We start from the raw sequence: 13,492 nt of genomic DNA on the forward strand, positions 1-13,492 counted from the left end.
CACCTCCGCCGGGGGAGCGGCGAGCCGTTATCCGGGCAGGCGTGTTGTGGGCGTTATGTCCGCATATGGTGGCGGGGTGAGCGGACCCTGGCGCACCCTCCGGCACTCGCCGTACCTGCCCGCGCTCGTCGTGGTGCTGATCGTCAGCGCGTCCGCGGGCCTCTTCGCGGGCTCCTACACGTACGCCATGGCCAACCCGACGCCGCGCCACCTGCCGGTCGCCGTCGTGGGGGAGCCGGACGAGGCGTTCCTCGGCGCGCTGCGGCAGCGCCTGTCCGCGTCCCTCGACCGCCGCCACTTCGACACCTATCCACAGGCTGTGGAAGCCGTCGAGGCGCAACGGGTCTTCGCCGTCGTGCGCGAACGGGAGGGCAGGACCGAACTGGCCGTGGCGAGCGCCGCCGGCGCCCCCGTCGCCGAGCTGCTGGCCCGCGACGCCCGCGCCGCGGCCCGCTCCCTGGACGTGCCCCTCGACGTCCGCGACCTCAAACCGCTGCACCCGGGCGACCCGCGCGGGCTCGCCCTCTTCTACATCTCGATCGCCGCCGTGATCACCGGGTTCCTCGGCGCGGTGCAGCTCAGCGTCAACGCGCGCGCCCTGCGGCCCCTGGAGCGCGTCCTGGCGACCGCGGCGTACGCGCTGCTCGGCGGGTTCGCGGTGGTCGCGGCGGTGAGCTGGGGGCTCGACGCGGTGGAGCTGCCGTTCCTCCACTCGTGGGGGATCGTCTCGCTCACGATGTTCGCGTCCGGAATGATCTTCACGATGTTCAACACCCTCGTGGGGCGCTGGGCGATCCTGCCCACCTGGGTGCTGATGGTCATGCTCGGCAACCCCTCGTCCGGCGGCGCCGTCTCCTGGCCGCTGCTGCCGTCCGTGCTGGGCGCGATCGGCCGCTGGCTCCCGCCGGGCGCGTCGGTGAACGCCCAGCACACCGCCGTCTACTTCCCCGGCCACCAGCACGCGCACCCCTACCTGGTGCTCGCCGGGTGGACCGTCCTGTCCTGCGCGGTCTTCGCCGTCTGGCGGCACCGCCACCCGGGCGGCGGGCGCTGAGGCGGCCGGGCCCCGCGCGGCCCGCCCGGGCCTCCGCGGTCCGGGCGGGCCGTGCCGCGGGTCAGCTCCTGTGCCCGGGGGGCCGGTGCCAGACGGTGTACAGGCCGCCGAGCGCGGAACCGAGCACGGCGACCTCCTGGGCCGTTGCGGCTCCGCTCATGACCAGTGCCGCGCCGAGCGACAGGACGGCGATGAAGACGGCGGCGTCGGCGCCGCGCTGCGTAGGCTGGTGGGGCATCGGTACTCCCTGAGGTGAGTTCGGTGTCGTGGGACGGGGGCGGTGGTTGCTTGGCCGGCGTCGCCGCCCCCGTCGCGGCTCCCGGGGGTGACCGCGACGCCTCCATTCTGGGTACGCTGCGGGCCGGCGGCGCGGGACACGTGCGACGCCTTGGTCCGTCCAGAACGCGCGCGCGTGCGCGCGCTCTTATGGAGAGGCGGACCAAGACGTCGTTGCGACGGGGGCGGGCGGTGCGCGATGACGCAGGAACAGGAACGGGCGGGCCGGCGCGCCGACGCGCTGCGCGGCCTGGTGCGGGAACGGGGGCTGCCGGACGTGCTGGCCGCGGCGGAACGGCTCCGGGAGGAGGGGACCGGCCTGTCGGCGGTGCGCCTCAGGCGGCGTTACGTTCGCAACGAGGACCTGCCGGACGGCGGGCCGGGCGGTCCCGGCCTCGCCGCCGAGGACCCCGCCGCCGGTCCCGTGCCCGCCCCGGACGAGCGCAGGCGCCCGCCGAGCGACGCGCAGCCGCCGCTGGCGCGGCTGCTGGTGTCGCAGGGAGTGGCAATGCGCTTCCACCTCGTGGCGCTGTTCGCGGCCCAGTGCCAGGCGCGTCCGGGGCTGCCCTGGCGCAACACCATCCCGCTGGGCAGGACCGGCGACGCGCCGCTGACCTGGCTCGACCTGGTGGCCGTGGCGGCGCGGCCCGGCGGCGAGACGACGCAGGCGTCCGGTTACACGAGCAACAAGCTGCGGCAGTTCCGCTCGGCGCTCGACCTGCTGGCGCGGCGCGGCCTGGCCGACATCGGGCGGCCGGGCACGAGGAACAGGTACGAGGGCTTCGGGCTGCTCGCCGAGGACGGCAGGAGCACGGCCGCGGGGGCCGCGGGCTACCGCGTCCCGCTCGCCGACGAGGAGTGCGTGGACGTCCCGGCCGAATTCTTCACGCGCGGCTGGGTGCAGGTGCTGACGAAGAGCGAGATCGCCGCCTGGATGATGTGGCGGGCCCTGGGCAACGGGCCCGGCTCCGGCTTCGCCGTCGCCTCGTGGCGGGAGCGGGCCGGCGCCTTCGGGCTGTCGAGGGACGTCCGCGACACCGGCCGGGCGCTTGAGGCGTACGGGCTGATCGAGGTCGTCAGGCCCAAGGAACGCAGGGAGAACGGCACGTGGCGCGGCTACGACCCGGCGGAGAGGCTGTTCTCCGACAAGGTGCGGGTGCTGCCCCACGCGTTGGCGCGACCGGCCCACGAGGTCGTCGAACGCGTCCTGCGCAAAACGGCGACCCTGGGCCGCTGGTCGAAACCACTGGGCTGAGGGCGGGAGTCCGCATGGTGCTCTCCGGGGCGTTGGCCTGAGCTTCGCAGCGGACCCGACCGTTCTTTCGAAGCGTGGAGCACGTGTGCATCACCAGCTGAGGCGAGCCGTGGGGTGGATAGGATCGCCTTCCGGTGCCCTTCACGGTCAGCCGCTGCCTCGCGGCGCGCGGGCACAGCCGCGACGAGGCCGGAGGAGCGTGTGAGCAGTAGGCCCCGACCACCCGCGAGCGGTCTCGGATTCCAGGCGATGCAGGTCGACCTGGGGGCTCTGGTGGAAGGTTCTTCGGGTGGCGTTCTCCTGGCGCGCCTCGCAGCCTACGCGCGCCCCGCCGATGCGAATTCCCCGTACTGTGTGGTGAACGACTACGTCGCCACAGCCGTGGGTATGGCGCTGGGAGTGCCCGTGCCGCCGGGCATTCTGACCAAACTCGGCGCTGAGTGGGGATTCCTTTCACTTGGGTTCGGCGAGCAGGGGAAGCGCCCCCCGCCGGCCGACTTCGAGGAACTCGCGGTCGACCGCCCGTGGGAGGCGACCGGCATCGTGGTGCTCGACCAGTGGATCTCGAACACGGACCGGCACGATGGCAACCTTGCCTATATGCCCACTCTCGGTGTGGCCGCGTTCGATCACGACCAGGCCTTGTTCGGCGCCTGCCCTCCGGGAGGGGGCGTCGAGTCGCTGAAGGAAGCGCGAGAGCGCAGGGTCAGACACCATGAATTGATTCCACATATGAACACGATGGAACACTTCGTGTCATGGATCGATCGCGCACAGTCCATCACGCATGCCGAGTTGAGCAGGATGGCGTGGGTCTGCGTGGACGCGGGTCTGCTCTCTCGCCTTGAGGCCGACGCGCTCGTAGACTTCCTTGAGTACCGTCAGCTCAACGTGGGCCGATTCATCGAGGAGTCGTATCCGGAGTTCACGGGAGTTGCCGCCTGGACGCTGGATTCCGAAGGAGGTGAGTGATCCATGAACGGTAGTTGGTTCCTCGTCAAGTACGTCGATGATGTTTTCCGCAACGAGCCGGTGAATGTCGGTGTCGTGGTCACTGCCGATCGGGGTGTGGGTAGTCACTTCCTCGGTCAGCGTCCCGACGGCTCCATCAACGGCCAGCGCATTGGCAAGCGTGTGAGCGGGATCGACACGTACCGGGCCTGGGTGCGTTTCATTCGCAAGGAAGCTGCACGGGGCAATCTCGACGCGAGAGTCGAGTCGCTGTCGAAGCGCGTGGGCGAGAGTTACCTGATCGAACGCCGTGGCCCCATTCTGGACGCGGAAATCGAGAAAACGCCTCAAGCGCTCGCCGACGAGCTCTTCACGGCCCTTGTGTCGCTGGACGTCCCGCAAGCGCAGCCTCTCGTCGCGCTCGCGGAAGATACCTTCAAGCAGTTGGCTTTTCCGCCCGGCCATGGGATCGACCGAAACGTGGATTACCAGGTGAAGGTTCGCGACGTCCCGCAACTGCTGACGTTCGATTACCGGTACGCGGCGGGGCGGACCACTCTGATGGATCGGGTGAGCCTGAGCCGCCCAGGTAAGCGACTGGTGCAGTCGGTCAATGATCTTCTGTACCGGATCGAGGCTGTCGAGAAACAGCGTGGTATCGGGAATTTCGTCGCTCTCTACTCAGGCGCCGATTGCCCGCCCCAGGCAGAACGCCAGTTGGAATTGCTCAATAAGTTCGCCCACACGGTTGACCTCAGTGCTGCCCGGGCGAAAGACGATATCAGCCAGATCATCGGTGTGCCGGCGCAGGCTGTCTGACGGGGCTCTCCGCGCGGAGGAAGTCGCCGGGGTTGTTGGGAGTCGACCGGTATGCGGAACGGCGGCTGCGTGGGCAGACCCTCGCCCCGACGGCCGCCACCGCGTCGCCCGGGGCCCCCGACCGCTACGTCCTCCCCGGGGACCGCGCCTTCCCCACAGGGCCGGCCCTCGACCCCGCGACCGGACACTACTTCGTCGGCAGCGCCGCGGACGGCACGATCTACCGCGGGTTCGGTCGCGGCGCGGTGCTTACCCTGAAGCCATGGACCGCAGAGAGCAGCTCCGTGACTTCCTGAGGACCCGCAGGGCCCGGCTCTCCCCCGGCGACGTCGGTCTGCCGGACGCGGGGCGGCGCCGCACCCCGGGGCTGCGGCGGGAGGAGGTGGCGGTGCTCGCCGGGGTCGGCGTCTCCTGGTACACGTGGCTGGAACAGGGGCGCGACATCAGGGTCTCGGCGCAGGTGCTGGACGCGATCGGCTGGGCGCTGCGGCTCGACGCCCACGAGCGCGCCTACCTGCACCGGCTGGCCGGCCTCAACCCGCCGGCCCCCGAGGCCGCCTCCCCCGCCGCTCCCGGCGCGGAGCTGCACCGCGTGCTCGACGCCTGGCTGCCCCGCCCGGCGTACATCCTCGACCGGCACTGGGGCCTCGCGGCCACCAACGCCGCGGCGCGCGAGATCTTCGGTCTCGGCCCCGAGGATCACAACTGCCTGGTGGCGTTCTTCACCAGCCGCCGCTACCGCGCCGCCTTCACCCACTGGGAGGAGGCGGCGCCGGGCATCGTCGCCCGCTTCCGCGCGGACGCCGCCCGGCACCCGGACGATCCGGTGTTCCCCCGGCTGGTGAACGAACTCGTCTCGCTCAGCGCGGAGTTCGCGCGGCTGTGGGCGCGGCACGAGGTCACGGAGGCGGCGCAGGGCAGGAAGACCATCACCCACCCGCGGGGCGGGGAACTGATCTTCGAGTACACCGCGCTGCCCCTCTCCGACCACCCCGGGCACCGCGTCGTTCTGCACAACCCCTTGCCCGGTACGGACACGTCGGAACGGCTGGAGGCCCTCGCGGAGGAGTCCCGTCTCATCGGCTGAACGCGGCGGTTCGGCTGAACGCGGCGGTGCCGCGGGGGTTTCCCGGCGCTGCCTGGTGGCGGCACACACAGGATCAGTTCGGTCTGTTCGCAGGCCCGGCGGGCCCGCACCCTTCCCTCATGACTCGATACACCGACAAGGTCGCCCTGGTCACCGGCGGGACCAGCGGCATGGGCCTGGCCACCGCGCGCCGCCTGCTGGGCGAGGGGGCCCAGGTCGTCATCACCGGACGGGACCGGAGCCGGCTGGACGCGGCCGTCAAGGACCTGGGCGAGGGAGCCCTCGGGGTCGTCGCGGACGCCGCCGACCTGTCGGCCCTCGACGCCCTGATGGAGACCGTTCGCGAGCGGTACGGCCGCCTGGACGTCCTCTTCGCCAACGCCGGGGTGGGGGTCTTCAAGCCCTGCACGGAGATCACGGAGGCCGACTTCGACCTGACGGTCGACGTGAACTTCAAGGGCGTGTTCTTCTCCATCCAGAAGGCGCTGCCCCTGATGCCCGAGGGCGGCGCCGTCGTCATCAACGCCTCGTGGACCCTCCACCGGGGCGTCGGCGCCCTCTCCCTCTACTCGGCCACCAAGGCCGCGGTGCACAACCTCGCCCGCACCCTGGCCGCCGACCTCGCCCCGCGCGGCATCCGCGTCAACTCGATCAGCCCCGGGTACATCGACACCCCGATGTACCCGGAGGCAGACCTTCCGGCGGAGGTGGCCGCCGCGAACCGGAGCCGCGTGCCGGCCCACCGGTTCGGCCGCTCGGAGGAGATAGCCGACGCGGTGGCCTTCCTCGCGTCCGCCGAGGCCGCCTACATCAACGGCCAGGACCTGGTCATCGACGGCGGCCTGGTCAGCTCCATCCCGGACTGACCGGCACGGCGGGCCGCCGGCCCGGCACGCGGGGCGGCCGGCTCCCGCGCTACGCGGCCGGCGCCGGGTCCGCGTCCACCGCGCGGCGCACGACGAGGATGTGGTCGGTGACGGTGGCGGTCTGCCCGCCAGGACCGGTCGCCAGGCGGTCCCGCGCCTCGGCCCGTTCGGCGGTCCAGCCCGAGGCGGGCAGGCCGATGCCGGCGTAGATCTCGTCCGGGGTGGGGAAACGGGCGTCCGCGGCCGGCTTCCAGGACCAGGGGGCGAGGGAGCCGTGGTCCACGACGAGGAGCCGCCCACCCGGCCGCAGCGCCCGGGCCGCGGTGCGCAGGATCGCGCCGCGGGGCAGGTCGTAGGGCGTGTGGAAGTACTGCGCCGAGACCAGGTCGAACGCTCCCGCCGGGAAGGTCAGGGCCAGGTCGTGGCATTCGGTCGCGACCGACGCGTCGAGTCCCCGGGCGCGCGCGACGTCGGCGAGCCGGTCCACGGCGGTGGGGGAGATGTCGACCGCCGTGACCCGCCAGCCGCGAGCGGCGAGCCACAGGCTGTCCCCGCCCGCCCCGCACGCGAGGTCGAGCGCGGTTCCCGGCGGGAGCCCGCCCGCGACCTCCGCGAGCACCGGGTTGACGCGGCTCGCCCAGGTGGCGCCGCTGTCCGCCCATGCGCGATAGCGGGACTCCCAGAACTCCCCGGGTGTCCGCGCGGCGAGTTCCTCCGCTGTGGGCCCTTCGGGCTGCTGCGCCATGGTCACTCCCTGTCGGTCGGGCCGCCTGCGATGAGGCGGGGCAGGATCGCGACTCTCGCCGGAACGTCCGCCGCGGCGCGAATGTCGTTGCCATTCCGGCAAACGCCGGACCGGTTTCGCCCCTTCTGTCGACATCGACAACCGTTATCGACAGGCTCCGTCCGACGGGATTTGCGCCTGGTGCCGTGCGGCTCCCGAGGGGGTCACTGTCGAGGAGGGCGTCGCCGACCGGGCCGCTGCGCGCGGTGCGGGTGAACGCGCCCGGCTGACGGCCGCGACCCTGGGGCGCGCGGGGCTACGCGAGGCGGCCGGGCGCGGAGCCCTTCCGGCCCGACCCGCGGCGGGCCTCCGCGCCGGACGGCGTCGTGCGCCGTTCCGTCCCGCGTCCACCGGTCCGCCGTGAGCCGCGCGCCACATCGTTCGTCAACTTCCGCCGACAGCGGGCCAGTCGGCCGCACCGACCGCACAGGCCCTCCTTGACAGGGCCGCATCACACACCCCTAAGATAATAGTGATAATCGTTTTCGTCTGTGCCGGTGGGTGCCCACGCGACCGGTCCCGCAGTGCCGATTCCACGTCACGTGAGCCCCCGTCAGAGCCGGAAGCCCGCCCGCGATCACTCACCGTCACCTCACAGATCCACGCGGGGCATGACGGCCGCCCGTGCCGGAACGGGCACTGGTCCTCGCCCAGCCCATCCCCGCTGCGCCCAACACCGCGAACAGGAGAAGTCAGCGATGACCGAAGTGAAGGAAAGATCCACGACAGTCCGGGCCCGGGTCGTCTCGCCGCTGGCGGCGATCGTCCTGGCCCTGGCGGCAGCGATCTTCGGAGCCGGCCCCGCGCACGCGGCGACGTGGACCTCGGGCCACATCGACGTCGTGTACGCGGAGGCCACGAGCGCCACGAACCTCACGCTGCGCACGCACCCCGACCCCGGTCCCTCCGTCCCCGCGGGCACCTGGGACATCGCGGTACCGCACACGCCGGCGCTCGGCGGCTACGTGCTCCCGGAGAGCTACAGCGACTCCGTGGCCTATGACCTCCCCTTCGCGGGCTTCGGAGGGTCGTCGAACCTGATCAGCAGCGGGGCGTTCAGCCCGGGCGACACGCTCGCGCTGCGGCTCGACAGCGTCGTGCACACCAACCCGAACGGAACGCCCGGCACCGGGACGGTGACCGTGTCGCACGGCGGGACGACCTGGTACGACGGTGCCGGTGACCGCCACGACTTCTCGGTCAGGAGCGGTTCCTCCGCGTTCCACGAGCACGCGAAGTGGGTGTTCTCGGCTCCGGGGACGTACGAGCTGAAGTTCTACGGCTACAACTCGACCACGTTCGGTTCGTGGACCGGGTCGACCTCCACCTACACGTTCGTCGTCTCCTGACGGCGGCCGGGCCCAGTGGGGAGGGGCGGGCCCGCGGGCCCGCCCCTCCCCGGCCGTCCGCGTCGATCGTTCCCCCGCGGTCCTGACCGCCCACCAGCCGTCGGCCGTATGGTCACCGACCACCGGTGAACGGCCACCGAAAAATGAGGTCGTGGTGTCCCGCCCGTTGTCTTCCGCCCTGAAAATCCTCACCGCCGCCGTGATCGTCGGCACCTCGCTCAGCCCGTCCACCGCGACCGCCGCCCGCGCGGCAGAGGGCGACGCGGTGCCGCCGGTGGTGTTCGACAAGGGGAACCTCATCGTCGCGCCGCTCATGCGGGGCGAGAACGGCCAGGTCGAGTCCCTCGAAATGGGCTGGGTCGACAAGACCGACCTGTCGGACTACCGCTGGTACGCGCCCGAGCAGGCGGTCCTCCACCTCACCGAGCGCGAGTTCGACGCGTCGCTCGGCGCCTACCGCACCGCGGACGCCGACTTCCTGTTCCCCCCGACACCGGGCAAGCGCGACGAGTACCTCAACGGCGACGCGGGCCGGGTCCTGTTCGGCATGAGCCTGGCGAGCGGGACTACCGCGAACCCCTTCAACGGCGTCGGCCCGAACGCCGCCTACCAGGCCGACATCGACGACGCGGAGCGACCGGCGCGGTTCACGCTGCGGGACTGCTCGACCGAAGCGGCGGGCACCCTGCGGGTGCCGGACGGTCCCGCACACGCCTGGGACTGCGCCCAGGCACAGGACGGCGTCCCGCAGACCCCGATGACCGGAGCGAAGAACGGCGACACGGTCAAAGTGCTCCACGCGACGGCCCCCGGGGTCTACTGCCTCACCATCGACCTCGACGTGCTCTCCGCGCGCAACGGCACCGTCTGGGACGCCGCGACCTACACCATCGTGGTCGGCCAGGAGGTGCCCGACGACCTGCGGCCCTGCGCCCAGGTGGGTGTGGCACCGCCGGATGGCGCCGACCCCGGCCCCGGCGATCCGGGGGAGCGCCCCTGGGAGACGATCACCGAGGGCCACCACGACATACGGGCGGGCATCGTCGACAACGAACTCACCCTGGGGGTGAACGCCGAACTGACCCCGTGGGACGAGGTGGTCATCGCCCGCACCCCGCCGGCGGCGACCGTTCCCCCGCCCACCTCCATGTCGGACCTGACGGCGATAGGACCCGAGGGCACGCCCTACTGGTACTTCCCGATCAGCAGCTCGCGAGAGAACTACGTGTGGCCGGGATTCAGCACCGAGTCCCTCGACGCCGACCGGTTGCGGTCGCCCCTGACGTTCTCCCTCAACGGGTTCACCCGCGACGGCGTCGCCAACCCGGAGGACACCGATGTCGCCCTGGTGTCGACCGCCTCCCCCCTCCGCAACCGCTCCTGGTTCAACACCAGGCTGGGCACGCCCTCCGCGTTCCAGATCGGCGCGCACGCGCACGCGCACCCCCTGTGGGCCTTCACCCGGCCGGGCGTGTACTGCCTGTCGATCTCGGTGACCGGCCAACTCGCCGACGGCCACTGGTCCGGCGACACCGGCCTGCTGACCATGGTCGTCGGCGACCACGAAGACCCGGAATCGGTCGCCCCCTGCGCCCAGCAGGACATCACCGTGCCAGAACCCGGCGCGCCGGCCGTGCCCGCGCCGGTCTCCCCGGACCGGCACATCGCCGACGAGCCGCACTCGACCCGCAACGTCGCCCTGGCCTCCTACCTGCACGACGGGGAACTGGAGGTGGTCGCGGACGTGGCCGGAACCGTCGCGGAGCCGGACACCTACGTCGACGTGGAACGCGTCATCTTCCGCCCCGACACCCCGCGCGGCGACGGCACCTGGCGGGACGCCACGAGCATGGTCCTGGACACCGGCGGGATCACGCCCGCCGATGTCGCGCCAGGCACCGCGGTCACGCTCAGCCTCGGCGAGGTCGCAGGACCCGGCACGTTCCGCTACGAGAACATCTCCGACCCGCTCAGCCCCCGGGGACTGTCCTCCGCCGACCCCGCGCTGACCTCCACGGCACTCCCGATCGCCTCCCGCGCGGTAACCACCTGGTGGGACTTCTCGGCGGCGGGGGTGTACTGCGTCCCGCTCACCTGGAGCGCGACGCTTCCCGGCGGGCAACCGACCTCGGTCACCAAGACCCTGACGTTCCTGGCCGGGCCGGCCGACAGCACCGCGCCCGGCCGCGTCGACGCAGAGGACGTCGTCCCGTGCGCCGACGGCACCGGGCCAGGGACGTCCGTGCCGATGGCGCCCGAGGCGCCGGAGGCGTCGGCGGACGGGACCACCGTGTCGGTCTCGTGGAACGCCCCGGCCGACGGCGGTTCCCCGATCACCGGCTACGGCGTGACCCTCACCCCGGAGTCGGGTGAGCCGCTGACCCGGGCAGTCGCCGGGGACGTGCTGTCGGCCGACTTCACGGAGGTGCCGGCCGGCACGTGGACGGCGACGGTCAATGCGGTCAACGCGGCTGGCCCGTCGGAGACTTCGGCGCCCTCGGCCCCGGTGGTGGTGACGGCCTCGCCCCCCGGCCCCGCGCCCGGCCCGTCGCCCGATCCCTCGCCGGACCCGGCGCCGGGCCCCGGCCCCCGCCCGGACCCGGACCCGGCGCCCCCCGCGGCGGGACCCGGCCCGGCCGGCCCGCACGGCGGAACGGCCACCGGCGGTACGACCGGCGGACCGGACGCGAACGGCGGACCCGGCACGAACGGCGGCGGTCTCGCCAGGACCGGCGCGGAGGTCGGCTGGATCCTCGCCCTGAGTGCGCTGCTGCTGGGCACGGGGGCCGCTCTGGTGGCCTGGCTGCGCACCCGGCGCGGGCGCGCGGCGTAGCGTCACACCCCGGGAACGGGGCGGACCGCCGTGGGCCCGCTCCGTTCCAAGGCCGGGCCGCAACGGCGCGCGCTCCCACCGGGCGCGGGCCGACCAGCGGCTTCTCCCGCTCGCCGAGCGGCACCGCCCCGCCGGGCCATCACGTGGGGGGCGGCCGGTCCTCGGCGGGGCGCGGCTTCTCCGGGCCGTGCGGCGTGTAGAGCATGATCCAGTGGTCCCGCTCCGGGTCGTGCAGCATCTCGATGCCGAAGCCGAGCCAGCCGCGCGTGGGGTGGCGCATGTGCTTCTCCGCGGAGCGCCACGCGTGCACCTCGCCGCGTTCCCACAGGTCGCGGAAACGCCCACTGGTGGCCAGCAGTTCGGCGCACAGGGACCTCAGGTACGCGTCGTCGGGGTACCGGCTCAGCGCCGTGCGGAGTTCCGCCGCCGCGACGCGCGTGAACTGCTCGCTTCCCTCCTCGCCGAGCAGGTCGGCGAGTTCGGTGCCGGTGAAGGCCAGATAGGCGATGTTGCGGCCGAACGGGCCGCCGCCAGGGAGCGGGCCGAGGAGTTCGGCGGCGGCGGCGTTGCGGGCCAGCAGGTCGAGACGGCCGTCGTGGACGGTGACCGGCATCGTGTCGTCCAGGCCGCGCAGGAGGCGCAGGAGCCCCGGACGGATCACGGCGTCCGGCGACTCGGGCCCGGGCGGCGGCTCGCCGCCGAGCCGGAACAGATGGTCCCGTTCGGCCCTCGACAGCTCGAACGCGCGGGCCAGCGCGGCCAGGATCTCGCGCGAGGGGCTGGACGCCCTGCCCTGCTCAAGGCGGGTGTAGTACTCCACGGAAATACCGGCGATATCGGCCAGTTCCTGGCGACGCAGCCCTGGAACCCGCCGCCGCGACGCGCGCATCCCGCTGGGCGGCTCCTCCGGGACCAGCGCCGCGCGGCGCCGGCGCAGGTACTCCCCGAACTCCGTCCGATCTCTGCCACCCATGCGCAGCATTCTGGCACCGGTCGCGGCGGGCGGAGGGGCCGCCGTGTGGCCCTGCCAGTGCCAGGCTCGGCGGAGTCTTCCTCGCTTCTCCGGCCCCGGACAGATTGGTGGACGTACACCGGCGGCGACGGGAACGCGTCACCGCCCGGCACGCCGAAGCCCGAGAAGGGGACTCACCCATGACCGCACCGACCCGAACCGTCGTCATGACCGGGGCGACGAGGGGCATCGGCCTCGAAGCGGCGAAGGACCTCCTGCGCCGCGGCCCGGAGACCCATCTCGTGGTCCTCGGCCGGGGGCCGTCGAACGAGCGGGCACTGCCTCGGCTGAAGGAGATCTCGCCGCACGTCTCCGCGATCGAGACGAACCTCGCGAGCAAGGCCGCGATCGACACCGCGGCGGCGGGGATCGAGGACCTTCTGGACGCCGGCGCGCTGCCGCCCATGGACGCCATCGTCTGCAACGCGGGCGTTCACCTCTCCGACGCCCTGCACACCAGTGAGGACGGGTACGAGCTGACGTTCGCCGTCAACGTCCTGGCAACCCACCTGCTGCTCCGGCGACTTCACCCCCACCTGCGCGCACCGGCCCGCATCGTCGTCACCGTGAGCGACGCCCACTTCGGGGACCTCAGGCACACCGGGGGCACGATGCCCGCGCCCCAGTGGAAGGGACCGGCGACCGTCTCCATGCCGGGCGCCTTCGACCGGTCGGACAAGGTCAGGGCCGGCGGCCGGCGCGCCTACACCACGAGCAAGCTCGGCTCGATCCACCTCGTCCACGAATGGGCTCGGCGCCTCCCCGAGGGCATCGACATCCTCGCCTACAACCCCAGCCTCGTCACCGGCACCGGGCTCGCCCGGGAGGCCGGCGGCTCCGCCGCGTTCCTGATGAAGTGGTTCATCCCGCTCCTTGAGGTCACGCCCCTCGTCGACACCCCGCCCGTGGCCGGACGGAAGCTCGCCGACGTCATCCTCGGCACGACGCGGGCCGCCACCGGCTCGTACATCCACAGGACCAGGGCGACCTCGTCGTCCGCCGAGTCGTACGACGCCGAACGCGAACAGGCCCTGTGGGACTGGCTGGAACAGCAGTCCTGAGGCGCGCCGGGGCGTCTCGGCCCGGGGCGGCCGGGCCCCGCGCCGGCGCGGGAAACGGTCTTTGCCGCGCGACGAGGGCTGGTCTACGCTGCCGCCAACGCGATGACGGAGACGAGTAACCGCGGATCACGCGAGTCCAGAGAGC

General features: G+C 72.6%; 12 protein-coding genes. 9 read left to right on the plus strand and 3 right to left on the minus strand.

What is annotated here, in order from left to right:
* The first annotated feature begins 55 nt into the window (after window positions 1–55).
* Complete coding sequence (locus LC193_RS16070; protein WP_404819421.1) at window positions 56–1,054, plus strand: ABC transporter permease; 999 nt, start codon at window positions 56–58, stop codon at window positions 1,052–1,054.
* Between the two features lie 61 nt (window positions 1,055–1,115).
* On the opposite strand, the gene LC193_RS16075 is transcribed toward LC193_RS16070, so the two are convergent.
* On the minus strand, window positions 1,116–1,292 hold the full coding sequence (locus LC193_RS16075) for a hypothetical protein (RefSeq protein ID WP_226074950.1): 177 nt from the start codon (window positions 1,290–1,292) through the stop codon (window positions 1,116–1,118).
* A 237-nt stretch (window positions 1,293–1,529) separates the two neighbouring features.
* Between LC193_RS16075 and LC193_RS16080 the strand changes: the two genes are divergently transcribed.
* The 5 genes from LC193_RS16080 to LC193_RS16100 all read left to right on the plus strand — a co-directional run bounded on the left by LC193_RS16080 (window position 1,530) and on the right by LC193_RS16100 (window position 6,308).
* Window positions 1,530–2,585, plus strand: a complete 1,056-nt coding sequence (locus LC193_RS16080) for a hypothetical protein (RefSeq protein WP_226074952.1) — start codon at window positions 1,530–1,532, stop codon at window positions 2,583–2,585.
* 249 nt (window positions 2,586–2,834) lie between these two features.
* The gene (locus tag LC193_RS16085; RefSeq protein ID WP_226074954.1) at window positions 2,835–3,557 is read left to right on the plus strand and encodes a hypothetical protein; all 723 of its coding nucleotides are present in this window, start codon (window positions 2,835–2,837) and stop codon (window positions 3,555–3,557) included.
* Between the two features lie 3 nt (window positions 3,558–3,560).
* On the plus strand, window positions 3,561–4,355 hold the full coding sequence (locus LC193_RS16090; RefSeq protein ID WP_226074956.1) for a hypothetical protein: 795 nt from the start codon (window positions 3,561–3,563) through the stop codon (window positions 4,353–4,355).
* A 262-nt stretch (window positions 4,356–4,617) separates the two neighbouring features.
* Window positions 4,618–5,442, plus strand: coding sequence for a helix-turn-helix transcriptional regulator (locus LC193_RS16095; RefSeq protein WP_226074958.1), 825 nt, complete (start codon window positions 4,618–4,620; stop codon window positions 5,440–5,442).
* A gap of 119 nt (window positions 5,443–5,561) precedes the next feature.
* Window positions 5,562–6,308 (plus strand): SDR family NAD(P)-dependent oxidoreductase, encoded by a 747-nt coding sequence (locus LC193_RS16100; protein ID WP_226074960.1) that lies wholly within the window; start codon window positions 5,562–5,564, stop codon window positions 6,306–6,308.
* Window positions 6,309–6,357: 49 nt separating this feature from the next.
* Here the strand turns inward: LC193_RS16100 and LC193_RS16105 are convergent, their stop codons facing one another.
* Entirely contained in the window at window positions 6,358–7,053 is a 696-nt protein-coding gene (locus LC193_RS16105) for a class I SAM-dependent methyltransferase (protein ID WP_226074962.1), read from the minus strand.
* 737 nt (window positions 7,054–7,790) lie between these two features.
* Between LC193_RS16105 and LC193_RS16110 the strand changes: the two genes are divergently transcribed.
* Both LC193_RS16110 and LC193_RS16115 read left to right on the plus strand, forming a co-directional pair.
* The gene (locus LC193_RS16110; RefSeq protein ID WP_226074964.1) at window positions 7,791–8,441 is read left to right on the plus strand and encodes a TIGR03769 domain-containing protein; all 651 of its coding nucleotides are present in this window, start codon (window positions 7,791–7,793) and stop codon (window positions 8,439–8,441) included.
* Window positions 8,442–8,592: 151 nt separating this feature from the next.
* Complete coding sequence (locus LC193_RS16115) at window positions 8,593–11,274, plus strand: choice-of-anchor M domain-containing protein (protein WP_226074966.1); 2,682 nt, start codon at window positions 8,593–8,595, stop codon at window positions 11,272–11,274.
* 139 nt (window positions 11,275–11,413) lie between these two features.
* Here LC193_RS16115 and LC193_RS16120 read toward each other — a convergent pair whose 3' ends face one another.
* On the minus strand, window positions 11,414–12,247 hold the full coding sequence (locus LC193_RS16120; RefSeq protein ID WP_226074968.1) for a helix-turn-helix domain-containing protein: 834 nt from the start codon (window positions 12,245–12,247) through the stop codon (window positions 11,414–11,416).
* A gap of 179 nt (window positions 12,248–12,426) precedes the next feature.
* Between LC193_RS16120 and LC193_RS16125 the strand changes: the two genes are divergently transcribed.
* Window positions 12,427–13,347, plus strand: coding sequence for an SDR family NAD(P)-dependent oxidoreductase (locus LC193_RS16125; RefSeq protein WP_226074969.1), 921 nt, complete (start codon window positions 12,427–12,429; stop codon window positions 13,345–13,347).
* The last annotated feature ends 145 nt before the right edge of the window (window positions 13,348–13,492 follow it).

Source organism: Streptomyces marincola, assembly GCF_020410765.1.
GTDB lineage: Bacteria > Actinomycetota > Actinomycetes > Streptomycetales > Streptomycetaceae > Streptomyces > Streptomyces marincola.

Coding starts and splice junctions, on each gene's coding strand:
- LC193_RS16070 (WP_404819421.1), top strand. CDS start 56: ATGTCCGCATATGGTGGCGGGGTGAGCGGACCCTGGCGCACCCTCCGG.
- LC193_RS16075 (WP_226074950.1), bottom strand. CDS start 1,292: ATGCCCCACCAGCCTACGCAGCGCGGCGCCGACGCCGCCGTCTTCATC.
- LC193_RS16080 (WP_226074952.1), top strand. CDS start 1,530: ATGACGCAGGAACAGGAACGGGCGGGCCGGCGCGCCGACGCGCTGCGC.
- LC193_RS16085 (WP_226074954.1), top strand. CDS start 2,835: ATGCAGGTCGACCTGGGGGCTCTGGTGGAAGGTTCTTCGGGTGGCGTT.
- LC193_RS16090 (WP_226074956.1), top strand. CDS start 3,561: ATGAACGGTAGTTGGTTCCTCGTCAAGTACGTCGATGATGTTTTCCGC.
- LC193_RS16095 (WP_226074958.1), top strand. CDS start 4,618: ATGGACCGCAGAGAGCAGCTCCGTGACTTCCTGAGGACCCGCAGGGCC.
- LC193_RS16100 (WP_226074960.1), top strand. CDS start 5,562: ATGACTCGATACACCGACAAGGTCGCCCTGGTCACCGGCGGGACCAGC.
- LC193_RS16105 (WP_226074962.1), bottom strand. CDS start 7,053: ATGGCGCAGCAGCCCGAAGGGCCCACAGCGGAGGAACTCGCCGCGCGG.
- LC193_RS16110 (WP_226074964.1), top strand. CDS start 7,791: ATGACCGAAGTGAAGGAAAGATCCACGACAGTCCGGGCCCGGGTCGTC.
- LC193_RS16120 (WP_226074968.1), bottom strand. CDS start 12,247: ATGGGTGGCAGAGATCGGACGGAGTTCGGGGAGTACCTGCGCCGGCGC.
- LC193_RS16125 (WP_226074969.1), top strand. CDS start 12,427: ATGACCGCACCGACCCGAACCGTCGTCATGACCGGGGCGACGAGGGGC.